At 69.3% G+C, this 25275-nt stretch carries 27 protein-coding genes; 12 read left to right on the plus strand and 15 right to left on the minus strand.

The window, feature by feature from the left end; translation table 11 throughout:
- Nucleotides 1–117: 117 nt before the first annotated feature.
- Nucleotides 118–813, minus strand: coding sequence for a hypothetical protein (locus IXW21_RS00855; protein WP_194762358.1), 696 nt, complete (start codon nucleotides 811–813; stop codon nucleotides 118–120).
- A 105-nt stretch (nucleotides 814–918) separates the two neighbouring features.
- Here IXW21_RS00855 and IXW21_RS00860 point away from each other — a divergent pair, with 105 nt between their 5' ends.
- Complete coding sequence (locus IXW21_RS00860) at nucleotides 919–1485, plus strand: MarR family winged helix-turn-helix transcriptional regulator (protein WP_323742130.1); 567 nt, start codon at nucleotides 919–921, stop codon at nucleotides 1483–1485.
- Nucleotides 1486–1668: 183 nt separating this feature from the next.
- Nucleotides 1669–3195 (plus strand): HNH endonuclease signature motif containing protein, encoded by a 1527-nt coding sequence (locus IXW21_RS00865; RefSeq protein ID WP_194762359.1) that lies wholly within the window; start codon nucleotides 1669–1671, stop codon nucleotides 3193–3195.
- An 11-nt stretch (nucleotides 3196–3206) separates the two neighbouring features.
- On the opposite strand, the gene IXW21_RS00870 is transcribed toward IXW21_RS00865, so the two are convergent.
- The 3 genes from IXW21_RS00870 to IXW21_RS18490 all read right to left on the minus strand — a co-directional run bounded on the left by IXW21_RS00870 (nucleotide 3207) and on the right by IXW21_RS18490 (nucleotide 6554).
- Complete coding sequence (locus tag IXW21_RS00870; RefSeq protein ID WP_194762360.1) at nucleotides 3207–4127, minus strand: cation diffusion facilitator family transporter; 921 nt, start codon at nucleotides 4125–4127, stop codon at nucleotides 3207–3209.
- Between the two features lie 26 nt (nucleotides 4128–4153).
- On the minus strand, nucleotides 4154–5566 hold the full coding sequence (locus tag IXW21_RS00875) for an MFS transporter (RefSeq protein WP_194762361.1): 1413 nt from the start codon (nucleotides 5564–5566) through the stop codon (nucleotides 4154–4156).
- A 67-nt stretch (nucleotides 5567–5633) separates the two neighbouring features.
- A complete protein-coding gene (locus IXW21_RS18490; RefSeq protein ID WP_323742131.1) occupies nucleotides 5634–6554 on the minus strand; it encodes a serine protein kinase RIO in 921 nt (306 codons plus the stop codon).
- Nucleotides 6555–6832: 278 nt separating this feature from the next.
- Here IXW21_RS18490 and IXW21_RS00885 point away from each other — a divergent pair, with 278 nt between their 5' ends.
- Entirely contained in the window at nucleotides 6833–8038 is a 1206-nt protein-coding gene (locus IXW21_RS00885) for an MFS transporter (RefSeq protein WP_194762362.1), read from the plus strand.
- A 5-nt stretch (nucleotides 8039–8043) separates the two neighbouring features.
- Here IXW21_RS00885 and IXW21_RS00890 read toward each other — a convergent pair whose 3' ends face one another.
- Nucleotides 8044–8961: a helix-turn-helix transcriptional regulator gene (locus tag IXW21_RS00890; protein ID WP_194762363.1), complete on the minus strand. Its 918-nt coding sequence runs from the start codon at nucleotides 8959–8961 to the stop codon at nucleotides 8044–8046.
- Nucleotides 8962–9034: 73 nt separating this feature from the next.
- Here IXW21_RS00890 and IXW21_RS00895 point away from each other — a divergent pair, with 73 nt between their 5' ends.
- Nucleotides 9035–9496: a DUF3817 domain-containing protein gene (locus IXW21_RS00895; protein WP_194762364.1), complete on the plus strand. Its 462-nt coding sequence runs from the start codon at nucleotides 9035–9037 to the stop codon at nucleotides 9494–9496.
- 19 nt (nucleotides 9497–9515) lie between these two features.
- Here IXW21_RS00895 and IXW21_RS00900 read toward each other — a convergent pair whose 3' ends face one another.
- The 4 genes from IXW21_RS00900 to IXW21_RS00915 all read right to left on the minus strand — a co-directional run bounded on the left by IXW21_RS00900 (nucleotide 9516) and on the right by IXW21_RS00915 (nucleotide 12897).
- Nucleotides 9516–10217, minus strand: coding sequence for a hypothetical protein (locus tag IXW21_RS00900; RefSeq protein ID WP_194762365.1), 702 nt, complete (start codon nucleotides 10215–10217; stop codon nucleotides 9516–9518).
- Between the two features lie 71 nt (nucleotides 10218–10288).
- The gene (locus IXW21_RS00905) at nucleotides 10289–11218 is read right to left on the minus strand and encodes an NAD(P)/FAD-dependent oxidoreductase (protein WP_194762366.1); all 930 of its coding nucleotides are present in this window, start codon (nucleotides 11216–11218) and stop codon (nucleotides 10289–10291) included.
- 144 nt (nucleotides 11219–11362) lie between these two features.
- Complete coding sequence (gene cobA, locus IXW21_RS00910; RefSeq protein ID WP_194762367.1) at nucleotides 11363–12169, minus strand: uroporphyrinogen-III C-methyltransferase; 807 nt, start codon at nucleotides 12167–12169, stop codon at nucleotides 11363–11365.
- Entirely contained in the window at nucleotides 12166–12897 is a 732-nt protein-coding gene (locus IXW21_RS00915; protein WP_194762368.1) for a sirohydrochlorin chelatase, read from the minus strand. Before IXW21_RS00915 ends, cobA begins: the two co-directional genes overlap by 4 nt.
- A 220-nt stretch (nucleotides 12898–13117) precedes the next feature.
- On the opposite strand from IXW21_RS00915, the gene dnaK reads away from it, so the two are divergent.
- The 4 genes from dnaK to IXW21_RS00935 are packed head-to-tail and all read left to right on the plus strand — an operon-like array spanning nucleotide 13118 to nucleotide 17119.
- Complete coding sequence (gene dnaK, locus IXW21_RS00920; protein WP_194762369.1) at nucleotides 13118–14980, plus strand: molecular chaperone DnaK; 1863 nt, start codon at nucleotides 13118–13120, stop codon at nucleotides 14978–14980.
- Nucleotides 14981–14982: 2 nt separating this feature from the next.
- A complete protein-coding gene (locus IXW21_RS00925) occupies nucleotides 14983–15654 on the plus strand; it encodes a nucleotide exchange factor GrpE (protein WP_194762370.1) in 672 nt (223 codons plus the stop codon).
- 7 nt (nucleotides 15655–15661) lie between these two features.
- Entirely contained in the window at nucleotides 15662–16645 is a 984-nt protein-coding gene (locus tag IXW21_RS00930; RefSeq protein WP_194762371.1) for a DnaJ C-terminal domain-containing protein, read from the plus strand.
- A 42-nt stretch (nucleotides 16646–16687) separates the two neighbouring features.
- Nucleotides 16688–17119 (plus strand): heat shock protein transcriptional repressor HspR, encoded by a 432-nt coding sequence (locus IXW21_RS00935; protein ID WP_194762372.1) that lies wholly within the window; start codon nucleotides 16688–16690, stop codon nucleotides 17117–17119.
- 32 nt (nucleotides 17120–17151) lie between these two features.
- Here the strand turns inward: IXW21_RS00935 and IXW21_RS00940 are convergent, their stop codons facing one another.
- A complete protein-coding gene (locus IXW21_RS00940; protein ID WP_194762373.1) occupies nucleotides 17152–17586 on the minus strand; it encodes a hypothetical protein in 435 nt (144 codons plus the stop codon).
- A gap of 174 nt (nucleotides 17587–17760) precedes the next feature.
- On the opposite strand from IXW21_RS00940, the gene IXW21_RS00945 reads away from it, so the two are divergent.
- Nucleotides 17761–19206, plus strand: coding sequence for a flavin monoamine oxidase family protein (locus tag IXW21_RS00945; protein ID WP_228528025.1), 1446 nt, complete (start codon nucleotides 17761–17763; stop codon nucleotides 19204–19206).
- A 31-nt stretch (nucleotides 19207–19237) separates the two neighbouring features.
- On the opposite strand, the gene IXW21_RS00950 is transcribed toward IXW21_RS00945, so the two are convergent.
- On the minus strand, nucleotides 19238–19882 hold the full coding sequence (locus IXW21_RS00950; RefSeq protein WP_194762375.1) for a Pr6Pr family membrane protein: 645 nt from the start codon (nucleotides 19880–19882) through the stop codon (nucleotides 19238–19240).
- A 241-nt stretch (nucleotides 19883–20123) separates the two neighbouring features.
- Between IXW21_RS00950 and IXW21_RS00955 the strand changes: the two genes are divergently transcribed.
- Nucleotides 20124–20564: a DoxX family protein gene (locus tag IXW21_RS00955; RefSeq protein WP_194762376.1), complete on the plus strand. Its 441-nt coding sequence runs from the start codon at nucleotides 20124–20126 to the stop codon at nucleotides 20562–20564.
- A gap of 53 nt (nucleotides 20565–20617) precedes the next feature.
- Here the strand turns inward: IXW21_RS00955 and IXW21_RS00960 are convergent, their stop codons facing one another.
- From IXW21_RS00960 to IXW21_RS00975, 4 genes are read right to left on the minus strand one after another with little or no spacing between them, the layout of a single operon-like run.
- The gene (locus IXW21_RS00960; protein ID WP_194762377.1) at nucleotides 20618–21040 is read right to left on the minus strand and encodes an ATP-binding protein; all 423 of its coding nucleotides are present in this window, start codon (nucleotides 21038–21040) and stop codon (nucleotides 20618–20620) included.
- On the minus strand, nucleotides 21030–21362 hold the full coding sequence (locus IXW21_RS00965) for an STAS domain-containing protein (RefSeq protein WP_194762378.1): 333 nt from the start codon (nucleotides 21360–21362) through the stop codon (nucleotides 21030–21032). Before IXW21_RS00965 ends, IXW21_RS00960 begins: the two co-directional genes overlap by 11 nt.
- Nucleotides 21346–23307, minus strand: a complete 1962-nt coding sequence (locus IXW21_RS00970) for a glycosyltransferase family 2 protein (RefSeq protein WP_194762379.1) — start codon at nucleotides 23305–23307, stop codon at nucleotides 21346–21348. Before IXW21_RS00970 ends, IXW21_RS00965 begins: the two co-directional genes overlap by 17 nt.
- On the minus strand, nucleotides 23304–24461 hold the full coding sequence (locus IXW21_RS00975; protein WP_194762380.1) for a PP2C family protein-serine/threonine phosphatase: 1158 nt from the start codon (nucleotides 24459–24461) through the stop codon (nucleotides 23304–23306). Before IXW21_RS00975 ends, IXW21_RS00970 begins: the two co-directional genes overlap by 4 nt.
- 190 nt (nucleotides 24462–24651) lie before the next feature.
- Here IXW21_RS00975 and IXW21_RS00980 point away from each other — a divergent pair, with 190 nt between their 5' ends.
- Entirely contained in the window at nucleotides 24652–24990 is a 339-nt protein-coding gene (locus tag IXW21_RS00980; protein ID WP_194762381.1) for a WXG100 family type VII secretion target, read from the plus strand.
- On the plus strand, nucleotides 24990–25271 hold the full coding sequence (locus IXW21_RS00985; RefSeq protein ID WP_194762382.1) for a WXG100 family type VII secretion target: 282 nt from the start codon (nucleotides 24990–24992) through the stop codon (nucleotides 25269–25271). Before IXW21_RS00980 ends, IXW21_RS00985 begins: the two co-directional genes overlap by 1 nt.
- Nucleotides 25272–25275: the final 4 nt, after the last annotated feature.

Below are 25275 nucleotides of genomic sequence, written 5' to 3' on the forward strand. Positions count from 1 at the left end.
GGGACGGAAGAGCACCCGCTGTGGCCGATTCGGGTGCCCTTTCGACCCGCACCGACAGAAACGGCACCCCTCCGATCGGAATCGAAGGGGTGCCGTGAGATGCGGATGCGGATGCCGTCAGGCGTCGCGACCGCGGCTGAAGCCGGCGTCGAAGCCGCGCTCGTAGGCGTGCTGCGCCACTCGAGCGGTCCGGTGCGCGCCGTGGAGGTCGTGGCCGCCGTGACCGTGGCGGTGGGTCTCGCCGTGACCGTGGCGACGCCCGCAGTCGTGGTCGCCGAACGCGGTGTCGGAGCCGTGCTCGGCATCCGCTCCGTGCTCGTGGCCCGGCCCGAAACCGTGGCGCCCGAAGCTTCGTCCGAACCCTCGAGGTCCGAATCCGTGACGGCGCCCGCGTCCACGGGGGAGCGGGGACTCCTCGTCCCAGCCGAAAGCGCGGGCGATCTGCTCGAGCGAGGCGATCGTGGTCGCGAGGTCTTCGGGTGAGACGGCGTCGGTGACGGTGGCGCGAATGTTCTCGACGATGCCGCCGAGGCGTTCCTTGGCCTCGCGACCGTCGTCGGTGAGCGTCCAGCCGTCGCCGTCGGCGACGACCCAGCCGCGATCGACGAGGTCGTGCAGCTTGTGGGCATTCAGCGGACGGCGGGCGGGTGCCGTGCCGTCGACGATGTTGAGGAGGCGCCAGTCGCGGCGGCTCGCCTGCTCGCCCTCGAAGGCCGAGACGAATTCGGCGGCCATCAGGCGGTCGACGGCTGTGATCCAGAAGCCGAACGGGCGGGAGGTGGTGTCTGTGTTCTGAGTGTCAGAGGTGTTCATGGGTGATGTCCTTAGATGTCATGGAGCATGTGCTTGTCACTATGCATGTATATGTAGTGTGACATGCAGTGTCGATGCATGTCAAGTCGCATGTAAAATTGACGGGTGAGCGCCGCAGAGAACGACCCCGCCGAGGCCATCGCCCGCGCCCTGTCCCGCCTTCGTGGACGTCGTCCGGGCGACCGCGGCCGCGGTCCGCGCGGTATGGGCGGGCCGCGGGGCTGGCATGGAGGTCCGCATCCCGACCATTTCGAGCACGGCGACGGGCACCGGCATGGCGAGGGGTCGGGCATGCCGGGGATGCCGCCGTGGGCGAGCGACCCGTCCGGCCGCTTCGGCGGACCGGCGCGGATGCGGATGCTCGAGGCGCTGGCCGCGGCATCCACCCCACTGAGCGTGAGCGACCTCGGCGCCGCGATCGGCGTCGATCAGCCGCGTGCCTCACGACTCGTGCAGCAGGGGGTCGCGCACGGGTTCGTGCGGCGTGAGGCGGATCCGGATGACGCGCGGCGCACGCGCATCGCGCTGACCGACGAGGGGCGCGCGGTCGCCCGTGGCATGCGCGGAGAGCGGCGCGAAGCTCTCGGCAAGGCACTCGCTGCCTTCACCGACGACGAGCGCGAGCAGCTCGCGATGCTGCTGAACAAGCTCGCCGACAACTGGGAGAACTGAGCCCGGGCGGGCCGCTGCCGGCCGTGCTCGGCGTGTGTCGGCCGCGGTCGGCGCGGGCAGGTGTCTTGTCTCCTGCCGATGTTCCGGAACGCTGCTCCATAGTTCCGGAATGCACGTCTGATCTGGCCGAAAAGCGGTCGATTTCGTCGTTCCAATGTCGGTGGCCCCGTGTGGGATGGAGTCATGGCATCCGGCACACTCGCCCTCATCGATCAGGTCGTCTCCGACCTCGATCGGGTGCTGGGCGACGGCGCGCTCGCCGCGCTGCCCGACGCTGAGCGGATAGAGGTCCTGCAGGCGGCGGGTGCCGCATTCCGGCGAATCGAGGCCACGGTGGTCGAAACGATCGCCACCGGGGATGCGGTCGACTTCCCGCACTCCACGGGGTGCCGCACCCAGAACGAGCTGCTGCAGCGCACTCTCCTCACCGATCTGCGCGGGGCGACTCGCGTCGCCAAGGTCGTCGCTCTGGTCCGGCGCGAGGTGAGCCTGGCGTCCGGTGATCGGCTGCCTGCACGGTGGCCGGCATTGCGCGAGGCCATGCTCGACGGCGCGATCGGTGTCGCGGGGATGCTGGCCGCGACCGAGCCGATCGAGAAGGTGTCACATCGCATCAGCGTCGACGATCGACTGCGCGCAGACAGGTGTCTTGCACGTGCGGCGCGGGGCTTTCGCCCTGATCCTGACGGTGGACCCGACGCCGAGGTTCAGGGCCCGGCTCCCACTCTCGACGAACTTACGCTCCTCGCCGAGACGCTGGTCGCACTGCTCGACCCCGACGGCGATGAGCCTGGTGACGAACCTGCGCGACGGCGGGGGATCACGCTCGGGCGCGTGCGTGACGGACTGCGCTCGATCAAGGGGTATCTGACACCCGAGGTCGCTGCGCAGCTGGAGCTGATCCTCGATGCGTTCAACAACCCCAAAGGCGATGGACCGCCGACGCCGGGTGTGGCTTTCACTCCCGGAGATGACGACGAGGCCGACGAGGACGCTGAAGACGACACCGAACGCGCAGACGGCGACACTGAGGGGGCAGGCGGGCAGCCCGCCGATGAGGACCCGTACAACTCCGATCCGCGGTGCGTCATCGACGGCCGCACGGCGGCGCAGAAGCGGCATGATGCTCTCGCCGCAGCCCTGGCGATCGCCGCTCGCCACCGAGACATGCCCACGATCGGTGGCGCCGGGCCGGTGCTGGTCGTGACGGTCGATGCCAAGGACCTCGCGAACGGCACCGGGCGTGCAAGCGTCAGCGGTGCGTGGGGGCAGCTTCCTCTCGGCGTCGCCGCGCACGTCGGATGCACGGGCACGATCCAGAGGGTTCTGTTCGACGAGGGGCGGATCATCGGGATCACGACCACGGATCGGGTCTTCACGGTCCATCAGAGACGGGCGATCATCGCTCGCGACAGGGAGTGCCTGATTCCGGGGTGCCATGTACCGGCGTCATGGTGTGAGATCCACCATGTCACCGAGCATTCGCAGGGTGGGCCGACGCACACGGACAACGGTGTGCCGTTGTGCTGGTGGCACCACCGGAGTCTCGGCACATCCGGGTGGGAGATCCGGATGGACGACGGCGTGCCGCAGGTACGCGGGCCGGGGTGGTGGGACCCCGAACAGCGATGGCGCACCCCACGGCTCAGTCTCCCCACACGAGAGAAGGCGCGAGGTGCACCCGCGACTCCCGCGCAGAGGGTGGCGTGACCGACGTGGAGTCAGGGCTCCGCGCCGAAGACGAGGGACTCCTCATCGTCGACCGAGAGCGACAGCACCACGGTCTCGACGACCTCGTGCGCCTCGATCTGCTGCTCGATCGCTCGCAGGCTCCGGGCGACATCGTGTTCGCGGGCATCGCCGGTCAGATCGACCTCGGCCACGATGAACAGTCGGTTCGGGCCCACGTACTCGATGTGCAGGTACGTGAGGCGCTGAATCTGCGGCGACCCGAGCAGTGCGCGTCCCACCCGATCACGCAGATCCGGCGACGCATTCGAGCCGACGAGGAACGCTATGTTGCGTCCGATCAGGATGATCGCCACCACACCCAGCAGGATGCCGACGAGGATCGATCCCACGGCATCCCAGGCGGCGACCCCGGTGATCTGATGCATCGCGATCGCACCGGCTGCGATGGCGAGCCCGATCAGGGCGGCCATGTCCTCGAAGAACACCGCGCGCAGGGTCGTGTCGCTCGTGTCGAGCACGTAGTCCCACGTCGACGACCCTCGCTCTCGCGCCAACCGCCGCGACTTCACCATCGCCTGCGTGAACGACGCGCCCTCCAGGACGAACGCGATGCCGAGCACTGTGTACGCCACAGCGGGACTTTCGACAGGTCCGGTCTCGGACAGCTCCTGCACGCCATGCATGACCGACACGATCGACCCGGCGGTGAAGATGCCGAAGGCGGCGATCAGCGACCAGACGAACGCCGCACGCCCGTACCCCAGCGGATGCCGCGCATCTTTCGCCCGCGCGCCGCGGCGGTCGGCTATGAGCAGGAAGATCTCGTTCCCCGCATCCGCCCACGAATGCGCGGCCTCAGCCACCATCGACGCGGACGAGGTCAGCACGGCCGCGACGGTCTTGGCGATCGCGACGAGGATGTTGGCAAGGAAAGCGATGATGACCGTCACGCGGTCAGGCTACTCTGCCGCGGCGCTCAGGCCTTCTGCGTCGCCTTCACCGGAAGCAGCAGCAGGAATCCGGCGATCAAGACGAGCACGATGCCCAGGATGCCGAAGGCGGTCGACCCCGAGAGCACGATCAGCAGCGTCCAGGCGCCGGATGCCATCCAGCTCGCCGCCCGCCCGGTCGTGGCGTAGAGGCCGAAGATCTCGCCCTCGCGCCCGGCCGGGGTGATGCGGGCGAGGAACGACCTCGATGCCGCCTGAGCGGGGCCGACGAAAGCGCACAGCAGCAGGCCGCCGATCCAGAACACGACGGTTCCGGCATCCACCAGGAAGAAGACCGCGAGTCCGGCGATGACCATGGCGGCGAGCGAGACGAGGATGATGCGCTTCGGACCGAAGCGGTCGTCGTAGCGTCCGGCGATGATCGTCGAGACGCCGGCGATGAGGTTCGCCGCGATGCCGAAGATCACGAGGTCGAGGAAGGCGAAATCGAAGACCTGCCCGGCGATGATCGCGCCGAAGGCGAAGACGCCGCCGAGGCCGTCGCGGAACACCGCGCTCGACAGCAGGAACCAGAAGGTCTGGCGGGTGTCGGGGTTGCGGTACAGCCCGGTGACGTCCCTCACGAGCAGACCGTACGACGCGAAGAAGCCGACCTCGCGCTCGGGGCGTCCGAGCGACGGCTCCGGCACGTTGAGGAAGATCGGGATGGAGAACACGATCGCCCAGATCGCGCAGCCGACGGCGATGATGCGGAACGGCAGACCGCCGTCCTCCGGCAGGCCGAACCAGTCGAGCATGTAGAAGACGACGACGAGGACCAGCGCGATGATGCCGCCGATGTAGCCGAATCCCCAGCCGAGGCCCGAGATGCGGCCGACGGTCTTCGGATTCGCAATGCCGATCAGCATGGCGTTCGAGTTGACCGCGGCGATCTCGCCGAACACGGATCCGGCCGAGATCAGCGCGACGCCGAGCCAGAACAGCGTCGGTGTCGGCTCGACGAACCACAGGCCGAACATGCACGCGATGAGCGCTCCGGTGCCGATCCCGAGCCAGAGCTTCTGGCGCCCCGCCGCATCCGCTCGCTGACCGAGCACAGGCGCGATCAGGAGGATCGCGATGCCGGCGATCGTCGAGCCGAGCCCCAGTCCCGAGGCGAGGTCGGCCTCGGCGGCCTCGCGGATCGGGTCCTTCGCATCGAGTGCCGCGATCGACGCCGGCAGGAACGCCTCGGTCGTGAGGTAGAGGGCGGTGAAGATGAAGGTGAGGATGACGGTGTTGAACGGCTGCGTCGCCCAGTCCCACAGTGCCCACGAGTAGACCTGCTTCTTGGGGGCCGGGGTCTCGCCGCGCAGGTCGAGGCCGATCACGCCGACCGCGCCGCTGTTGGCCGTCGCGGCCGGCTCGGGCACAGCGCCGCGCTGGGGGGAATCACTCATGGTCGAAGTCTGTCGGCGTGCGGTGAACGGACGGTGACGGCGCGCCGTGCGGGTGAGCTGTGTCCGCTCACGTGTACGACACCGCGAGCATCTCGGCGAACAGCGCTTCGGCGTCGCGCTCGACGTGGCGGCGAGTGAACCAGTCGCAGATGTTCACGCAGTCGCGGTGCAGCAGGTCGAGGCCCTGCGGGTTCGCGATGATGTCGACGATCTGCGGGAGGTCGATCACGCGCACACGCCCTTCGTGCACGAGCAGGTTGTACGCCGAGAGGTCGCCGTGGGCGAAGCCTGCGGCCGCGAAGATGCGCATCAGGTCGACGATCTGGTCGTACAGATCCGCCAGCTCGGCCCGGTCGCTGCGCACCGCCGCGAGTCGGGGAGCGGCGACACCGTGCGCGTCGCCGACGAACTCCATCAGAAGCTCGGTGCCGTTGACCTGCACGGGGTAGGGCACGGGGGCGCCCAGCTCCCACATGCGGCACAGCGCATCGAACTCGGCGAACGACCACTGCGCGGCGGCGACAGCCCGGCCGTGCTCGGACTTCTTGGCGAGAGCCCTGGTGTCGCGGGTGTTCCTGGTGCTGCGGCCCTCGGTGTAGACCCCCGAGCGGTGGAAGCTGCTGTGGTCGCTGTCGCGATAGCGCTTCGCCGCGAGCAGGGTGCGCTGCGCAGGGTCGTCCGGCACCGCCCGTTCGAGCAGGAACACGTCGGCCTCCTTGCCGGTCTTGAGGATGCCGAGTTCGGTGTCGAGCGCGCCCGCGCTCGTCACGATCCAGGCGGGCCAGGGCCGCGGTCCGCGCTCCGAGGGGGTGATCGCGGGCCAGGTGGTCCATCTCTGGCCGTCGCCGGGTTCGACGTCGGCGAAGGTCGGGACGGAGTCGAAGGGGGATGCGTCGAAGGTCGACGCGGGGGAGGGACGCGAAGAGGAGAGACGGGCAGGGGAGAGACGGGAAGAGGATGCTTCCGAAGAAGCGATGTGATCAGACACGGTGTGGCTCCGAGAGAGGGAGGCCACCGCGGATCAGGAGCGGGCGGCCTCGAGAGGAAGGATGTCGGCGAGGGTCACGACAGAGACGGTGTTCATGTCATCCACTCCTCTCGCTCGTGCGTTCCGGGAGAACGTCGGAAGCCTTCCGGGAGAACCCCGGGGCGTCGTCGAGCCTAGGGGGTGGGCGCGGATGCTGTCCAGACCCGATCCGGACGAATGGTCGGATGCCGTGGACGCTGCGTCGGGCGGAGCCGTGGCCACCCTGGGAGTCTTGAACCATGACGACGACCGCGCCCGTTCCCGTGACGACCGCCCGCACGGGGAGCATCCGCTACGGTGGGCTCATCGTGCTGATGCTGATGGGCTTCCTGCTCGTCACCGCGGAGTTCCTGCCCAACGGCGTGCTCACCGAGATGGCCGACGCCCTCGGTGTCACGCCCGGTCAGGCGGGGCAGACCGTGACGGTCACTGCGCTCGTCGGACTCATCGTCGCGCCGACCGTCGGCCTGATCTTCCCTCGCCTCGACCGGCGGTCGCTGCTCGTCTGGATGGCGCTCGCCGCCGCCGCATCCAACCTGATCGTCGCGATCGCGCCGAACCTCATCATCGTGCTGCTCGCGCGGTTCCTGCTGGGCGCGGCGATCAGCGCGTTCTGGGCGATGTCGATCACGGTCGCCGTGCGGCTCGCGGGCCCCGAGCACCTCGGACGCGGTGTCATGTTCACCTCGGCCGGAGTCTCTCTCGCCACGGTCGCGGGCGTTCCCCTGGGTGTGATGCTCAGCGAGATCGTCGACTGGCAGACGGTCTTCGCGATCGCCGGAGTGCTCATGGTGCTGCTCGCCGTGGCGCTGCGGTTCATGCTGCCCTCTGTTCCGGCCGAGCAGGCATCGAGCATCCGACTTCTCGTCGACACCCTGCGTCGCCCCGGGATCGGGCTCGGAATGGTCGGGCACGTGCTCGTGGTTCTCGGGCACTTCCTCGCCTACACGTACGTGCGGCTGGCGCTCGAGCGCATCCCCGAGGTCGAGCCGTCGACGATCATCCTGCTGCTCGCGCTCTTCGGTGTCGGCGGTCTCGCCGGCAACCTCGGGCTCGGGTTCTTCATCGACCGCAGCTTCGCGTTCTTCGCGGTGTTCGCACCGCTGGTCATCGCGGCGGCCGTGCTCTCGATGATCTTCTTCTCGGGTTCCGTGTTCGGCATCGCGGTCGTGGTCGTCGCCTGGGGCTTCTTCTTCTCATCGTGGCTTCTCGTGATCAACACCTGGGTCGGACACCGCACCCCAGACCGCCTCGAGGCAGGTGGCAGCCTGGTCGTCGTCGGCTTCCAGGGGGCGATCACGATCGCGGCCGGTCTCGGCGGACTGCTCGTCGACACGCTCGACGTCGAGTTCGTCTATGTGCTCGGAGCGGTGTCGTTGCTCGTCGGCGCCGTGCTCTTCGGGCTCTCGAACCGCCGGAGCACCGCGGCGGCCACGCTCGCCTGAGCGGATTAGGCGGGGACGGCGGTGAGCTCGGAAGCCCGCCAGGCCGACGGCGTCATGCCGGTGCGGCGGCGGAAGGCGCGGCTGAACCCCTCGTCCGAGGCATAGCCGAGCTCGCGCGAGGTCTCGCTGACGGATCGGCCTGCTGCGAGCATCCGCTTGGCCGCGTCGATGCGCACCTCGGTGACGTAGTCGGCGGGGGAGCGGCCGATCGCGCTGCGGAAGCGCTCGGCGAAGACCGAGCGCGACATCGCACCGACGCTCGCGAGGCGCTCGACGGTCCATTCGCGGCCGGGCTGCTCGTGGATGGCCTCGACGACGCGGTCGAGGAACGGGTCCTTCGAGACCGACGGCCATCCGGCGGGCGCGCAGCCGTTCGCGGCCCACGCACGGATGACGCTGAGCAACACGGTCTGCGCCATCATCCGGCAGATCACCGGATCGCCCTGGCGCTCGGGCCACGAGGGCGGATCGGTCGGCCCCATGCTGCCGGCGAGGGCGGCGGCTGCGGGCTCGAGCGCATCGAACGACATGACCGTGATGGGGTCGGGGAGCACGGCTGCGAGCATCGAGGCGCTGTCCGAGAACTCGAGGTCGACCACGACGAGGTCGGTGGCCGCATCGGCTTCGAGGGCGACAGGTGCGCGGCCGAGGGTGAGGAAGGCGTCGCCCGCGACGAGGTTCGAGCTCGTCGGCCGCTCGTCGACGGCCACGACCTGCGAGGCGCGGTCGACGTCGAGACGGCAGGCGCCGGTCAGGGGCGGATGCCCGCTCACCGATCCACTCGCGATGTACACGAGCGTCACCGATCCCGAGGTGAGCGGCAGCACGCGACCGGCCGCGAGCGCGACCCGCCTGGCCACACCGATGCGCAGATCGACGGAGTCGAGAATCTGCCCCAGCGCTGCGGAATCGACGGTCACCATGCCTTCGGCAACGCCCAGGGGTGCACAGCTATTCCGGATACGCTGGACGGACCCCCCCCACCCGAGGAGTCCTGTGTTCCGCACACCCGACCGCCTGTTCCGAGTCCTCGCGATCGCCGAGGCGATCACCTGGACCATCCTCATCTCGGCGATCATCGCCCGCGCCGTCGGCGCCCCCGGCGTCGTCGTGACGATCGGCGGCGGCATCCACGGTTTCGTGTTCCTCGCCTACGCGGCGACCGCCGTGCTGGTCGCACTGAACCAGCGCTGGAACGTGGGTGTCGCCATCCTCGCGGTCGTGAGCGCGATCGTGCCCTACGCCACCATCCCGATGGAGATCTGGCTGCACCGCACCGGCCGACTCGCCGGAGAGTGGCGACTGGAGCAGACCGCAGACCCCCGCGACGCGCGCTGGTACGACCGTCTGATGCGCTGGTTCCTGCGTCGCCCGTGGGCACTCGCGATCCTGCTCGTGGTGGGCATCGCCGCGCTGTACGTCATCCTGCTGCTGGTGGGTCCTCCCGGCGGCAAGTGATCGACGCCGGAATCGAGCGTCACTGGATGACGACGGCGTTCTTCTCGACGACCTCGGCCATCGTCGCCTCGACGTCGCCACCCGTGCAGTCGACGATCACGTAGAGCCCGACGCCGGTCGCCGTGAAGGCGCGTGCGGCCATGATCCACCGGCGGTCGCCGCCGTCGTCGCAGAGGAGCCTTCTGGCCTCGATGTCGGAGTTGCCGCCGATCTGGTAGCTGAACGATCCCGTCGTCGCGGCCGTCGAGATCGCCGCGACGTCGCTCTCACCGAGGATCACCGCCAGCATCGCGTCGGAGCTCGGACTGTCGTCTCCCGGCACGGTCGGCACGTCGGGGATCAGCCCCTGCCAGAACTGTGCGGTGCATGTGTCGTCGACCGTGCCGTACGTCCAGCCGCCGTTGCCGTCGTCGGGCTTGACCGTCTTCCAGCCCTCGTCGACGATGAGCCCGTCGCCCCACTGGATGTAGGCGGAGGACGGCACTGCGACGCCGTCGGCGAACGACATCGACGCCGGCAGGTCGCCGGCGGGAGCATCCGACGGCTCGTCCGAGGGGAGATCCGACGGGCCGGCCGTGGGCACCGGGTCGGGGCCCTCGCCGCTCGGGACGTCCGTCGGTATCTGCGCGTACAGGCATCCGCTGAGCGGCAGCACCGCGAGGGCGACCACCGCGACGGCGGTCAGGCGGAGCAGAGGCGAGACCTGCGAGATGCGCGTCATGCCGGTCAGCCTAGTCCGCAGGGGCGGCGGGCCGGAGGACGGATGCGGGCCGGAGGACGGATGCGACGCGCTCAGTGCGCCGTCGCGATGCCCACGGCATCCTGCACCATCACCGACGCGACGCGCGCGCCGGCGCCCGCGGCCACGATGAGCTGCTGAGGTCCGGGGATCGCCGCATCCCCGGCGGCGTAGAGCCCCTGCACGTCGGTGCGGCCGGAGCGATCGGTCACGAGGTGCCCGTCGGCATCGAGGGCGGGCGTGAACCCGCGCAGGAACGAGACGTCGGTCTCCCACTCCGGGCGGACGAATCCCCCCTCGACGGCGACGATCGTGCCGTCCGTCAGGCGGATCGCCTCGATGCGCCCGCGGTCGCCCACCAGCTCGGAGATCGGATGCCGCAGCACGGCGACGCCCGAGGCTGCGAGCTCGGCCTCCTCGGCGGCGGTGACGGTGTCGGCACCGAGCGTGAACACCGTGAGACTCTCGGTCCAGCGCGAGATGAGCCGAGCCCGGTCGGCGATGTCCCGCGTCTCGCCGATGAGTGCGAGCCGGCGCCCGCGCATCTCCCACGCATCGCACGCGGCGCAGCTGAACAGGGTGATGCCGTAGAAGCCGCGCAGGTTCGGCACCTCGGGCAGCGTCTCGCGCAAGCCGGTCGCGAGCAGCACGGATCGCGCAGCGACCGTCTCGGTCGGATCCTTGCGGCCGATGGATGCCGTGAACCCGGAGTCCTCCTGACGCAGCTCGAGCACGCGGACGCGCGTACGCACCTCGATGTTGGGATATGCGCCGAGTTCGTCACGCGCGATGCGTCGCAGTTCGTGCGGCGCCACGCCGTCTCGCGTGAGGAAGCCGTGCGAGTTCAGCGTCGCGGCGTTGCGGGGGCGGTCGGCATCGACCACCAGCACTCGCATGAGCGACCGTCCGAGGTTGAGCGCCGCCGAGAGGCCGGCCGGACCGCCGCCGATCACGAGCACGTCGTAGGCATCGGTCTCAGTCATCGCACCCTCCATCGAGAAGGGCGGTGTCCACCGTGCGGTCGACGCGGGCGCGCCGACCGTGGCGGCGCCGCCGGCGGGGAGCTCGTCTGGTGAGCATCCGTCCGCTGGCTCCAGTCTGCCACGGTCGAGCTGAGGGTGGCCTAACTAGACGACGGTCGACGCGTGCGGACTCAGCATCACGACGTCGCCGATCACGACGACCGCGGGCGAGCGCACCTGCCGCGCGGCGGCGAGATGCGCGATCGTGCCCAGCGTGCCGATCGTGACCCGCTGGCGCTCGCCGAACCCGTCCTCGATGATCGCGACGGGGCACTCATCTCCGCGCGGGCCGGCGGCGAGCACGTGTGCCGAATGGCCGAGCGTGTTCACGCCCATCAGCAGCACGATCGTGTGGTCGCGACCGCCGCCGAGCGCATCGATCTGATCGTGCGCGCTCGCGACCGTGAACGTCTCGGCGACGCCGCGCTGGGTCAGGGGGATGCCGGCGAGGGCGGGCACGGCCACCGCGCTCGTGACACCTGACACCACCTCGACCGGGATGCCGGCAGCTTCGCAGAACAGCTGCTCCTCGCGTCCGCGGCCGAACACGAAGGGGTCGCCGCCTTTGAGTCGCACCACGCGGCGGCCCTGCCTGGCGAGGTCGACGAGGATCTGATTGATGCCGTCCTGCGGCACGGGGTGATGGCCCGGCAGCTTGCCGACGTCGATGACCTCGGCCGTGATCGTGTGCCCCTCGTCGGCGAGTCGGGCGAGCACGGCGCGGGCCCCGAGGCGGTCGGCCACGATGACATCGGCATCCTGCAGTGCGCGCAGTCCGCGCAGGGTCAGCAGCCCCGCGTCGCCGGGACCCGCGCCGACCAGGGTCACGGTGCCGAGCGCTGTGCTGGGGCCGAGGGCTGTGCTGGGGCCGAGGGCTGTGCTGGGGCCGAGCCCTGTGCTGGCGTCGGTCATGCGCTGCCGATGTCCGCGAGCAGATGCGCCGCCGCCTCGTCGTAGCGGGCGACGACCAGGTCGATCAGTGCCTGCGGCACTGTGATGCCGTCGAGCAGAGGAGGAGTGATCGTCCGACCGGATGCCTGACGCGCGGTGAGATCGAAGAAGAAACCGCGGGCGAGCAGGTAGGTCGAGATCACGGCATCGGGATGCGACGCGATCGCGGTCGGAAGGTCGGGCTCGCGTGCAGCGAGGTAGGCGAGCTCGACCTTCTCGCCCAGGCGCACCGAGAGCAGGGACGCCATCGCCTCGGCATCCGTGAGCGAGGCGGGATCGCGCGAGCCGGCGACGGCGAGGATCACGGGGGAGTCAGAGGAGTCGGCTTCTGCGGCATCCGGCCCGTTCGCGGAGGATGCGGCGGCGAGGCGATCCGCGAGGACTTCGGCGAGCCGCGGGTCGGGGCCCATCGCGGCGCTGACGACGGCATCCGCCTTCTTCGCCGCCATCCCGTGCAGGTCGTGGTGCACGTGGAAGCCGCGGGAGAGCAGCAGCGGAACGATCACGACGGGTCCGTCGATGGTCGGCAGCAGGTCTGCGGCATCCGGCTGCTGCACGTCGACGAAGGCGCTGCGCACCTCGACGTCGGGACGTGCCGCGGCGACGGCATCGACCAGGCCGGCGATCGCGCGGGCGCCCTCGGCATCCGAGGTGCCGTGCGAGACGGCGAGCAGGACGGGGCGACTCATGCCAGGACTCTAGGTGAGGAGTGTGTCGGGCGTGTTTCGAGGATCTCGCCGACCGAGCGGTCGATCCGTGAGCCCCGGAACCCAAAGTTGAGCCAATTCATATCAACTTTGTTTGACAGTGTTCCGAGGTCGGAGTACAGTTGAGCCATCGCGACTCAGGTTTTCCTGATCGCCCCGGATTTCCAGACCCACATCAACCTCAGCAACAAAGGAGAATCACATGGCACGTGCTGTTGGAATCGACCTCGGTACGACGAACTCCGTCGTCAGCGTCCTCGAGGGTGGCGAGCCGAAGGTCATCGCCAACGCCGAGGGCTTCCGCACGACCCCCTCGGTGGTCGCGTTCACGAAGGACGGCGAGGTGCTCGTCGGTGAGACCGCGAAGCGCCAGGCCGTCACGAACGTCGACCGCACCATCGCATCCGTCAAGCGTCACGTCGGCACCGACTGGTCGTTCGACGTCGACGGCAAGAAGTGGACGCCGCAGGAGATCTCCGCGCGCATCCTCCAGAAGCTCAAGCGCGACGCCGAGTCGTACCTGGGCGACACGGTGACCGACGCGGTCATCACCGTTCCCGCATACTTCAACGACGCCGAGCGTCAGGCCACCAAGGAGGCCGGAGAGATCTCGGGCCTCAACGTCCTGCGCATCATCAACGAGCCCACCGCTGCGGCGCTCGCCTACGGCCTCGACAAGGGCAAGGAAGACGAGCTCATCCTGGTCTTCGACCTCGGTGGCGGAACCTTCGACGTCTCGCTGCTCGAGGTGGGCAAGGACGACGACTTCTCGACCATCCAGGTGCGCTCGACCGCCGGCGACAACCGCCTCGGTGGAGACGACTGGGACCAGCGTCTCGTCGATCACCTGATCACGCAGTTCAAGGAGACCACGGGCGTCGACGTCTCGGGTGACAAGATCGCCCTGCAGCGTCTGAAGGAGGCTGCGGAGCAGGCCAAGAAGGAGCTCTCCTCCTCGACCTCGACCAGCATCAACCTGCCGTACCTGTCGCTGACCGAGTCGGGCCCCGTCTCGCTCTCCGAGACCATCACCCGCGCGAAGTTCGAGGACCTGACGAAGGACCTGCTCGACCGCACCAAGAAGCCGTTCGAGGACGTCATCCGCGAAGCCGGCATCAAGGTCGCCGACATCGACCACATCGTGCTCGTGGGTGGATCGACCCGTATGCCCGCCGTCGCCGAGCTCGTCAAGCGCGAGACCGGCAAGGAGGCCAACAAGGGCGTCAACCCCGATGAGGTCGTCGCCGTGGGCGCCGCCCTTCAGGCCGGTGTCCTCAAGGGTGAGCGCAAGGACGTCCTGCTCATCGACGTCACCCCCCTCAGCCTCGGCATCGAGACCAAGGGCGGCATGATGACCAAGCTCATCGAGCGCAACACGGCCATCCCGACGAAGCGCAGCGAGACCTTCACCACGGCAGACGACAACCAGCCGTCTGTCGCGATCCAGGTCTTCCAGGGCGAGCGCGACTTCACCCGCGACAACAAGCCGCTCGGAACCTTCGAGCTCACCGGAATCGCCCCGGCTCCCCGTGGCATCCCGCAGATCGAGGTCACGTTCGACATCGACGCCAACGGCATCGTGCACGTGTCCGCCAAGGACAAGGGCACCGGCACCGAGAAGTCGATCGTCATCTCCGGCGGCTCGTCGCTGTCGAAGGAGGACATCGAGCGCATGGTGCGCGAGGCCGAGGAGCACGCGGCTGAGGACAAGGCGCGCCGTGAGGCCGCCGAGGTCCGCAACCAGGCCGAGACGCTCGCGTACTCGATCGACAAGCTGATCACCGAGAACGACGACAAGCTGCCCGAAGACGTCAAGACTGAGGTCAAGGCCGACGTCGACGCGCTCAAGACGGCTCTGGCCGGCGAAGACGACGAGGCCGTGAAGACCGCGTTCGACAAGCTGAACCAGTCGCAGGGCAAGATCGGCGAGGCCATCTACGCACAGTCCCAGGCAGAGGGCGCCCCGAGCGCCGACGCCGCGGGTGAGGCTCCGGCCGATGACAGCTCCTCCGATGAGGACGTCATCGACGCCGAGGTCGTCGACGACGAGGACGAGAAGAAGTAATCATGACGGACAAGAACTTCGACAACGACTCGGTCCCTGAGCCGGTCGAAGGGCCCAGCGAGGGGTCGGATGCTCATGGCACCGGCCCTTCGCCGCAGAACCCCGACTCGCGTGAGGCCGCGGCGGCCGAAGGATCCGACGAGACGCCGGTCGACGGCGCCCCGACTCCTGAGCCTGCCGACGACCTGACGGTCGACGACATCCTGGGTGCGACGCAGACCGGTGAGGCCGCGGCGGAGGACGCCGTGCTCGCCGACCTGGAGTCGACCCTGCTCAACGACCTCAAGCGTCTCCAGGCCGAGTACGCCAACTACCGCCGCCGCACCGAGGAGCAGCGCCAGGTCGAGATCGAGCGCGCGAAGGGCGAGGCCGCGAAGGGCCTCATCCCCGTGCTCGACGATCTCGCTCGCGCCGCTCAGCACGGAGACCTCGTCGAGGGCACGCCCTTCGCCGTGATCGCCGAGAAGGTGCGCGCGGTGGTCGAGCGGCTCGGTGTCGTCTCGTACGGCGAGAAGGGCGAGGAATTCGACCCGCAGCGTCACGAGGCGATCTTCCAGCAGCCCACCCCGGGCGCCGACAAGACCACGGTGCTCGAGGTCGTCGAGGTGGGCTACCGCCTCGGTGATGTCGAGCTGCGCCCTGCGAAGGTCGTCGTCGCCGTACCCGCAGAGTAGGTGATCGATGGCTAGCCAGGACTGGTTCGACAAGGACTTCTACAAGACCCTCGGGGTCTCGAAGGACGTCAGCGACGCTGATCTCAAGAAGACGTACCGCAAGCTCGCCCGCAAATATCACCCCGACTCCAATCAGGGTGATGAGAAGGCCGAGGCGAAGTTCAAGGAGATCAGCGAGGCCTACTCGGTGCTCTCCGACGCCGAACAGCGCAAGGAGTACGACGAGATCCGCGCCATGGGATCGGGCGCCCGCTTCACGGCGGGCGGCCAGTCCGGCGGCGGCTTCGAAGACGTCTTCAGCCGGTTCGGCCAGCAGGGACGCGGGCAGTCCGCCGACTTCGAGGACATCTTCGCGATGTTCAATCAGGGGCAGGGCGGCACGTTCGGCTCCGGTCGTTTCGGGCAGACCTCGGGCGGTTTCCGTGGCTTCGGCGGCCCTCAGAAGGGCGCCGACGTCACGGCCCGCACCACCCTCGACTTCGCCACCGCCGTGCAGGGCGAGACCATCACCCTGCAGGGCGACGACGGCAAGCCGTTCAAGGTGAAGATCCCCGCGGGGGTCGCCGACGGTCAGAAGATCAGACTCCGCGGTCGCGGGCGTCCCTCGCCCGACGGCGGAGAGAGCGGCGACGTCGTGGTGCAGATCGCAGTGCGACCGCATCCGGTCTTCACCCGTGAGGGACTCAACCTGCGCGTCGTCGTGCCGGTGACCTTCACCGAGGCCGCGCTCGGCGCGACCATCGAGGTGCCCACGCTCAGCGGCGACACGGTCAAGCTCCGCGTCGCTCCGGGAACGCCGTCGGGACGCGTGCTGCGCGTCAAGGGGCGCGGTGTCACCACTGCGAAGGGCACGGGAGATCTGCTCGCCGAGCTGCAGATCGCGGTGCCCGCGCACCTCGACGACGCCGCCCGCGAGGCGCTGGAGAAGTTCCAATCCCTCGAGCCCGCAGAGAACCCGCGCGCCGACCTGATGGCGAAGGCACGGCGGTGATGATGACCCAGACGACGATCGCGAACACCGGAGGAGGACGCCATGGCTGACCAGCGCATGGACTCCGACACTCCGGTGTTCGCGATCGCCGTCGCGGCGCAGCTCGCGGGCATGCACCCGCAGACGCTTCGCCAGTACGACCGCATCGGTCTGGTCGTCCCAGGACGGACCTCGGGCGGTTCACGCCGCTACTCGACCCGCAACATCGAACAGCTCCGCGAGGTCGCCCAGCTCTCCTCCGAGGGGATGAGCCTTCCCGCCATCGCGCGGCTGCTCGACCTGGAGGACGAGAACCGGATGCTGCGGCGCCGCGTCGCCGAACTCGATGCCGCCCTGAGGGCTGAGCGCGAGAACCGTCCCGGTGTCCGCGTCTTCGCGGCCGGATCCTCCGGCGTCATACCCGTGCCCGGTGGGCGTCGACTCCGCCGATCCGCTGAGGTCGTTCTCTGGCACCCCGGCGCCGGGCGCGACTGACCCTCTGAGGGCGAGGCCCCGGGCCGCCTGCGCTACGGCGCGCCGAAGAACCGAGTCGCGATATCCGAGACCTCTTTGTCGAGAGTGTCGATACGGCCGGACAGCTTCGCGTCGAGTGCGTCGATCTGTCCGGTGAGGCGGTGGTCGAGGGATTCGATCTGGCCGGTGAGGCGGTGGTCGAGCGCCTCGATCTGTCCGGAGAGGCGGTGGTCGAGCGCCTCGATCTGGCCGGAGAGTCTTCCGTCGAGTGCGTCGATCTGGCCGCTGAGACGGTGGTCGAGCGCCTCGATCTTGCCGGAGAGTCTTCCGTCGAGAGCCTCGATCTTGCCGGACAGTGTTCCCTCGACACGACCGATCTCAGATCGCACGACCTTGCCGAAATGCGTCGTCACGAAGGTGAAGCCGCCGAGCAGCGCGGCGCCGAACACTCCGATCAGCGTCCAGATCTGGGGGTCGTTCATCGTCATGACTCCATCCTGTGAACGTGGCGCCAGAATGGCAGTGTTGCGTCCTCCGGCGCAGCGCGTCCGGGCGCCATCTCGCGCTCCTGAGGACACGAGCCGCGAGATCGGCGTCGGTGCAGGAGGGGTCGCCGCACCCGCGCGTCCGTCTGCGCGCGGTATCGTTGCGACACGATGAGGATGACGCGTCGCACACTGCTGATCGGCGCCGGAGCCGGCGTCCTGGGAGTCCTGCTGGCCTCCTGCACGCCCGAGCCGGTGCCCACTCCCACGCCCGACCGCTCGCCGACCCCGAAGCCGACCGCCGACAGCGTCACGCCCGCTGCCTTCGTGCGCAGCTCGTGGACGAACGACCCCTTCTCCCTCGGCGCGGCGAGCTTCACGCCGGTCGGCATCCAGGCCGCCGCGCGCGAGGCGCTGGCCGAGCCCGTCGACGACCGCCTCTTCATCGCCGGCGAGGCGACCGATGTCGATGCCCCAGGCACGATGGCCGCCGCGCTGCGTTCCGGCGAACGTGCCGCCGAGCTGCTGCGCCGCGCGGCGGATGACGGCGAGCGGGTCGCGATCGTGGGTGCCGGGCTCGCCGGTGCCGCCGCCGCGGCGCGTCTCGTCGCCGATGGTCTCGAGGTCACGGTCTTCGAGGCGCGCGACCGCGTCGGCGGACGAGTGCATTCCCTCGTCGACGATGACGACTGGCCCATCCCCGCCCAACTGGGTGGCTGGTTGCTGGGAGCATCCGACGGCGCGCTGCGCGAGAACCTCGAGACCCTCGACGTCCGCACGGCCTCGATCTCGGGGGCAGTATGGCGCTCTGCCGAGGGCGAGGTCGCGCCGGCGACGACAGAGCCTGTGCAGGCCGCGATCGCCGGTGCTCAGCAGGGGCTGACCGACACCTCGCTCGAGGACGCTCTGACGGCTGCGGGCGCCGATCCGACCGAACCCGGGCTCGCGGCCCTGCTCGCGTCGATCGCCGCGTGGTCCGGAGCGGACGCCGCCGACGTCTCGACCTGGTTCCCCCCGCTGCTCCCGCCCGACGAGGTCACCGCCGCGCTCGGCGATCTCACTCCGGTCATCGAGGGGATGCTCGAGGGGGCGCGCCTGAGTCTGTCGTCTCCCGTGAGTCGCGTCGCCTACGACGAGGCCGGCGTCAGCCTGGGCATCGCCTCAGGGGAGTCGCTGTCTTTCGATCGCGTGCTCATCACGGTGCCGCTCGGGGTGCTGCAGAGCGAGGGCCTGCAGTTCGCGCCCGCCCTGCCGTTCAGCCACCGTGGAGCGATCGCCGAACTCGGCATGGGCCGCATCGAGACGGTCTGGATGCGCGTCGACGAGCCGCTGTTCGCCGCCGCGCCCGACAGAGCCCCGACTTCCGAGCCGCAGACGGAGCCGGACGCAGATGCCGAGGCCGGCACGGATGACGCTGCGGCGGCCGAGCCGTCTGTCTGGCACGTCGTCGGGGGAGACACGATGATCCGCACCTGGATCGACCTCGCTCCGTCGACGGGAGAGAACATCCTCGTCGGGATCGTCGGTGGAGAGGCCGCCGGAGAGTTCGCGGAACTCGACGACGAGAAGGCTCTGGCGGCGGCCGTCGCCTCGCTCGCCCCGTTCCGCGCATCCGCCGGTTAGACCGTCTCCGCCGGTCGACCGGGCGTGCCGCTCACGGCTTCCGGCGCGACCGTTCTCGCCACTGCATCCGACTGATGAGCACGATCACCGTGGCGACCAGCGCGAAGATCGCCAGCGCGATGCCGCTGGTGATCAGGAACTCCGGCGGGCCGGACACCTGCCGCGGGTCGAGGAAGTAGTACGGGTACCAGCCGACCGACGGGCCACGCCACAGAGTGACTCCGCCCCAGGCCAACGGGAACGCCAGCGCGGTCGGCACGACCCACCAGGGCACTCCGCGGTGCCCAGGCGTGAGCACCCAGGCGAGCGCGGTGCACGCCGGCAGGTAGAAGTGGAGCACCTGATCGGACCACGGCACGTCGACGCGGATGCCGCGGAGGCCCGCCTGCCACACGATCAGCGCGAACGCCAGGCCGGCCGTGATGGTCCAGGTGAGCACGAGAGCGAGGGCGACGGTGAACCAGCGAGGGTCTGTGGCCCGCGCGAACGCGAGAACCGCGCCGACGAGCAGCACGACGACGAGAGCACAGTTGGACTGCACGGTCAGGTAGGCGAAGAAGTTCTCTCCCGCGATGGTGCGTGAGCTCAGGCCCCAGAACAGGCGATGGACGAGGGCCACGGTGCAGACGGTGGCTGTGACCAGGCGCAGCACGCCGAACGCTGATCGTGCCTTCACCGTCTCTCAGTCCCTTTCCGTCCGTGAGATCCTTTCGCGTGGATGCTGTCGTCCGGCCCCGCCATCCGGCCCCCGCCATCCGGAACGCGCCATCCGGCGAGTCTACGGAAGCCTGCTGGCACAGGCTCCGAGGCGACCCGCATTCAGCGGATGGAAAACCTCGATTCCCTAGCGTGGAGGTAGGGATAGCCCCTGCTCCGCGCCTGGCGCGCGGTGTCCTGCCACGAAGGAACACCTCCTCATGACGAACACCACCGCCCCCTCTGCCGCCGCGTCGCTGGGACTCCTCGTCCTGCGCATCGTGGTCGGCGCCGTCTTCGCCGCTCACGGAGCGCAGAAGATCTTCGAGTACACGATTCCCGGCACCATCGGCAGCTTCGCGGGCATGGGGGTGCCCATGCCCGAGATCGCGGCGCCCTTCGTCGCCTTCGTCGAGCTGATCGGCGGCATCCTGCTGGTGCTCGGACTCTTCACGCGCCTGGCCGGCATCCTGCTCGCGATCGACATGATCGTGGCGCTGGTGCTCGTGCACCTCTCGGCAGGGCTCTGGGTGGGCGAGGGCGGATACGAGTTCGTCGCCGTGCTCGGTGCGGGCGCGCTGGCTCTCGCGCTCACCGGCGCCGGGCGCTTCTCGCTGGACCGCGCCTTCCTGCGCGGCCGCGTTCCCGCCTGGCTCAGCTGAGGGAACGAGCGAGGGAGCGCCGTGGTGGGCGCTCTCTCGCGTCGTGCCCGCACTCAGCGGGAAGGTGCGAGGCGTCGTCGCAGAACCCAGGTGTTGCCGGTCGCGTCGCCGCTGTGCTCGAAGTCGTCGAGCACAGCCGTCGTCAGGGCCAGACCGCGTCCGCTCTCGCTGTCGACGCCGGGCATCGTCACCGCATCCCAGTCGATCCTGGCAGGGTCGGCCGTGTCGACGAAGGTGGCGACGAGGTCGTCGGCGCTCACCGCGAGGTCGACCTCGACCGTGATGCCCAGCTCGGATTCGCCATGTGCGGCGATGTTCGTCGACACCTCGCTTACTGCCAGCGCGAACAGCGTACGGTCCTCGGGGGCCACGTGCGGAGACACCTCCCACAGCGCATCGAGGGCGTCGAGGACGTGCTCGACGAGGGCGGGTCCGGCGAGGCCCGCGACGTGTGCGGTGCGCTGGTCACTGCCCATCGAACGCCGATTCCGGCGTGGGGTGATCGCGCAGGACGCGGTCGAGGTTGGTGAGGTGCAGCACGGTCCGCACCGCCTCGGGCACGGCGGCGATGCGGAGGTCGCCGCCGGCGACTCGAGCGCTCTTCAATGCGCCGACCAGGGCGCCGAGGCCCGACGAGTCCACGAACTGCAGTGCCGCCATGTCGACGACGATCCGCGCGTCGCCCGACGCCACGAGATCCGTCACCGCCTTGCGCAGCAGCGGGGCTCCGGTGGCGGTGAGGCGCCCGGAGAGCGCGATCACGGCATAGCCGTCGCGGATGTCAGTGCTGATGTCCAAGGGACTCCTCCTCGAGGATTCGGGCCGGTCCGCGGTAGCGGGCGGCGTGGATGATGACGCTGAGCACGACGAGGTCGTAGAGCACCCACACCGTGTTCACGAGGGTGCCGGTGCCGTCGCCTGTGCCGATGATCACGCGCGTCACGCCGATCACGAGAGCGATGCTGAGCGCGACCATCGCCGTGAGCTGGGGCCAGATCTCGCGCCACGGAACACCCCGCGGATCGCGTCCGTCCTTGCGGGTGACGGCGAACGAGAGCGGACGGCCGAGCACGACGTTCGCGAAGGCCGTCCAGCATGCCCGGATCCACACCGGGAACAGAGCCAGCGAGTACTGCTGTCCCCGCCAGGTTCTGATGCCTTTCGCGACCACGAGGAACAGCAGCTGATTGACCAGGAAGTACGGCAGGAACCGCACGAAGAAGTCCACCGACCACGCGGTGACCGGCAGCACGCCGAACACGAGATACACGACCGGAGCCGTGAGATACACGACGGCGGCGAAGCCCGAGAGGTAGCTCCACATGGTGGCGAAGTACATGAGCCGCTGCCCGACCGACAGGCCGCGCTTGACGAGCGGATTGTCGCGCAGCATCACCTGCAGCGTTCCCTGCGCCCACCGCAGGCGCTGCGTGAGCATCGTGCGCAGATCTTCGGGAGCGAGCCCCTTCGCGAGGATCTCGTGGTGGTAGACGCTGCGCCAGCCGAGCGAGTGCAGCTGCATGGCGGTGGCCATGTCCTCCGTCACCGAGATGGTCGCGAGAGGGAGGATCGGCTGCGCCTCGTCGCCGCGGTCGAGTCGCAGCGCGTCGAGCAGGGCCCTGACCGCGTCGATCGCCGTGATGGGGGAGAGCTCGGACGCCGCCAGCGCGGCGAGCCCCGCCTCGTCGACGACGATGGCGTCGAGCTGTGCGTCGTGCTCGATGGGCAGAGTGCCGAGCTCGGCGAGATCGGCGCGGATGCCCGCGAGGTCCTTCGCGACGAGGATGGCGGATGCGTTGTCGACGGCGGCGCGCACCGCGGCCGCGACGTCGGCGACCGGAGCGCCGGATGCGAGGTCACGGCGGGCCGTGCGGATGGCGACCTCGATCGCGAAGAGCTCGCGATGCAGATCGGGATCGGAGGCGGCGCGCAGCTCCTTGCCGATCAGCTCCTCAGAGGCGCGGAGCGCACGTGCGGCGCTGTCGGTGACCTCACGCACGTAGCCGATGATGCCCAGCTGCATGAGCGCCTCACGGCGGAGCACGGCGTTCGAACCGCAGAAGAACGCGGCGTTCCAGCCGTCCTTGCCCTGCTGGATCGGCCCGTAGAAGAGGGGAGCCTGCGCACCGAGCGGGTCGGCCTCGTCGACGTTCATGAACCACTGGGGCGTCTGCACGACCGCGACCTCGGGGTCGTCGGCGAAGTATCCGAGTGTGCGGTGCAGGATCAGCGGGTCGGGGATCTGGTCGGCGTCGAGGATCAGAAGGAACTCGCCGTCGGTCTCGAAGAGCGCGCTGTTCAGGTTGCCGGCCTTCGCGTGGCGGGGCTTGCCGATCCAGTCGTCCGATCGCGTGAGGTAGCCGACCCCGGCATCGCGAGCCGCCTGTGCGAGTTCGGGACGCGCGCCGTCGTCGAGGATCCAGGTGGTGTGCGGGTAGGCGATCTGGCGGGCGGCGCGGGCTGTCGTCATCACGAGCTCGATCGGCTCGTCGTAGGTGGTGATGAAGACGTCGACCGTGCCCTGCGGCGGCGACACCGGTGCGGGGCGCTCCTTGGCCTTCCACATCGTCAGGCAGAACAGGAAGGTGTCGATGAGGCTGTACGTCTCGGCGATCACCAGGGGCACGGCGATCCACCAGGCCGACCAGTTGACCGATTCCAGCCAGCGCCAGGTGACGTAGTTGATGCCGAGCAGCACCGACAGCAGGGCGATGATGCGGATGGCCGCGAAGCGGGCGGTCACGCATCCCTCCGCACGACCACGACCGTGACATCGTCGGTGGCGGTCTCGCCCGCAGCCAGACGCAGCGCCTCGCGGATCGCGCCGTCGGGTCCGAGCGTCGTCAGCACGCGGTAGACGTGCGCGTAGGGGTCGTCGGGGTCGAGCACGTCGAGCAGGCCGTCACTGCAGCAGACGAACGCGTCGCCGGGACCGAGACGGGTCGTCCTCGGTTCCCTGACCTCGGCGATCGACCCCAGGCTCATGCCGAGGGGAAGGCTCGTGGAGCGCAGATGCTCCCACGACCCGTCTGCCCGCAGGATGAAGGCGAGGCTGTGGCCGGCGTCGATGATCTGCAGCTCGCCGCTCTCGGGCTCGAGTTCGGCGTGCACGGCGGTGACGAACATCGATGTGTCGGCGAAGTCCGCCTCCAGCAGGCGGTCGGCCTCGGCGATCGCCTCGGCGATCGAGCGCTCCGGGGCGGTGCGCAGCGAGGCGCGCACGCTCGCGGCGATCAGCGCCGGGCCCATCCCCTTGCCCATCGCATCCGCCAGAGTGATCCGCAGCGAGCCGTTTTGCAGGCTCAGGTCGTAGAAGTCGCCGGCCAGTCGTCCGCGTGACGCGGCACCGCCGGCGATCGTGTACCCGGGCAGAGTCGGGTGCGTATGGGGGCGCAGCGCGCTCTGGATCACCGCCGCGTGATCGAGTTCGGCGTCGTTCGCGAGCTCGGTCTGCACCCAGAACGCCAGGTCGCGCAGCAGATCGCGCTGCTCGTCGCTGAACTCGTGAGGTTCGGTGTCGAGCACGCAGAGGGTGCCGACCGGCTCACCGCCCGGTGCGTGCAGCGGGTGGCCCGCGTAGAACCTCAGGTGCGGATCGCCGATCACGAACGGGTTGTCGGCGAAGAGCTCGGTGTCGGTGGCATCCTCGATGATCACCGTGCGGTCCTGCCGCACCGTGTAGTCGCAGAAGGAGTCCTGTCGCTGGGCCTCGGATTCGCCGAGTCCGATCTCGGACTTGCGCCACTGGCGGTCGCGGTCGATGAGCGACACGCTCACCATGGGCACCCCGAACATCTCCTTGGCCAGCCGTGCGACGCGATCCACGCGCTCATCGCGTGGTGTATCGAGGATGTTCATCGCATCCAGGGCTCGCTGTCTCGTGAGTTCGTCGATCATTGGGGCTCCCCTCCCGCAGTACTGCTGCCATCTTGCCACCGTGGAAGCGTTGAGAGCACGGCGGCTGTCATGTCGACCCAGGCTGATGTCTCGCCGGCCGTCGCTCGTCGTGGAGCGGGGTCTTCGAGAACACCGGCATACGATCAGCGACGTCGTCATATGACGACTTTTAGACTGCTAGCGTCGCCACATGATCATCCGGGGGGATTTCGGAGCACTCGCCAGCGAGGCGGGCCGGCTCGACGACATCGCTGACCGCATCGACGAGCGCGTGGCCGGCGCGCGGCGAGACATGGACGACTTCCTCGCCTCTGGCTGGACGGGATCCGCAGCGGTGCAGTTCCGTGCGGCGTTCGAGCGATGGCTCGACGCGGCCACCGCAGGATCTGCCGAGCTGCACGACCTCGTCGAGGCGATACGTGGCGCGACCCGCGACCTCGTCGCGACCGAGCAGGCCACTGCGCAGGTGTCGGACTCGGCGGTGCCCGCGGTCAGTGATGTGTTCGCGCGCCTGATGGGAGCTCGCTGATGTTCGCGTTCCATGTCGCGCGAGCCGAGCAGATGCTCGATGACACCCTGCGCACCAGCACCGCCCTCGTCGAGGCCCTCGATGAGGCCGACGCGGCGGCCGCCAGGGTGGGCATCGCCTGGGCCGGTGAGACGGCCGGTGCTCACGGGGGCGCACACGAGCACTGGCACGATGACGCGCGACGCATGGCCGAGGCGCTCGACGAGATGCGCGGCGTGCTGCAGGGCGCGCACGCGAACTACTCGTCCGCGGCATCCGTGAATCTCGCGATGTGGGGGTGAGCGC

Origin of the sequence: Microbacterium sp. UFMG61 (assembly GCF_015354505.1) — a bacterium.
Classification (GTDB): Bacteria; Actinomycetota; Actinomycetes; order Actinomycetales; family Microbacteriaceae; genus Microbacterium.

Bases quoted from the DNA above. Each gene is read 5' to 3' on its own strand.
- IXW21_RS00855 (WP_194762358.1), bottom strand. From the start codon at position 813: ATGAACACCTCTGACACTCAGAACACAGACACCACCTCCCGCCCGTTC.
- IXW21_RS00865 (WP_194762359.1), top strand. From the start codon at position 1,669: ATGGCATCCGGCACACTCGCCCTCATCGATCAGGTCGTCTCCGACCTC.
- IXW21_RS00875 (WP_194762361.1), bottom strand. From the start codon at position 5,566: ATGAGTGATTCCCCCCAGCGCGGCGCTGTGCCCGAGCCGGCCGCGACG.
- IXW21_RS00885 (WP_194762362.1), top strand. From the start codon at position 6,833: ATGACGACGACCGCGCCCGTTCCCGTGACGACCGCCCGCACGGGGAGC.
- IXW21_RS00890 (WP_194762363.1), bottom strand. From the start codon at position 8,961: ATGGTGACCGTCGATTCCGCAGCGCTGGGGCAGATTCTCGACTCCGTC.
- IXW21_RS00900 (WP_194762365.1), bottom strand. From the start codon at position 10,217: ATGACGCGCATCTCGCAGGTCTCGCCTCTGCTCCGCCTGACCGCCGTC.
- IXW21_RS00905 (WP_194762366.1), bottom strand. From the start codon at position 11,218: ATGACTGAGACCGATGCCTACGACGTGCTCGTGATCGGCGGCGGTCCG.
- cobA (WP_194762367.1), bottom strand. From the start codon at position 12,169: ATGACCGACGCCAGCACAGGGCTCGGCCCCAGCACAGCCCTCGGCCCC.
- IXW21_RS00915 (WP_194762368.1), bottom strand. From the start codon at position 12,897: ATGAGTCGCCCCGTCCTGCTCGCCGTCTCGCACGGCACCTCGGATGCC.
- dnaK (WP_194762369.1), top strand. From the start codon at position 13,118: ATGGCACGTGCTGTTGGAATCGACCTCGGTACGACGAACTCCGTCGTC.
- IXW21_RS00925 (WP_194762370.1), top strand. From the start codon at position 14,983: ATGACGGACAAGAACTTCGACAACGACTCGGTCCCTGAGCCGGTCGAA.
- IXW21_RS00930 (WP_194762371.1), top strand. From the start codon at position 15,662: ATGGCTAGCCAGGACTGGTTCGACAAGGACTTCTACAAGACCCTCGGG.
- IXW21_RS00935 (WP_194762372.1), top strand. From the start codon at position 16,688: ATGGCTGACCAGCGCATGGACTCCGACACTCCGGTGTTCGCGATCGCC.
- IXW21_RS00940 (WP_194762373.1), bottom strand. From the start codon at position 17,586: ATGACGATGAACGACCCCCAGATCTGGACGCTGATCGGAGTGTTCGGC.
- IXW21_RS00945 (WP_228528025.1), top strand. From the start codon at position 17,761: ATGACGCGTCGCACACTGCTGATCGGCGCCGGAGCCGGCGTCCTGGGA.
- IXW21_RS00955 (WP_194762376.1), top strand. From the start codon at position 20,124: ATGACGAACACCACCGCCCCCTCTGCCGCCGCGTCGCTGGGACTCCTC.
- IXW21_RS00960 (WP_194762377.1), bottom strand. From the start codon at position 21,040: ATGGGCAGTGACCAGCGCACCGCACACGTCGCGGGCCTCGCCGGACCC.
- IXW21_RS00975 (WP_194762380.1), bottom strand. From the start codon at position 24,461: ATGATCGACGAACTCACGAGACAGCGAGCCCTGGATGCGATGAACATC.
- IXW21_RS00980 (WP_194762381.1), top strand. From the start codon at position 24,652: ATGATCATCCGGGGGGATTTCGGAGCACTCGCCAGCGAGGCGGGCCGG.
- IXW21_RS00985 (WP_194762382.1), top strand. From the start codon at position 24,990: ATGTTCGCGTTCCATGTCGCGCGAGCCGAGCAGATGCTCGATGACACC.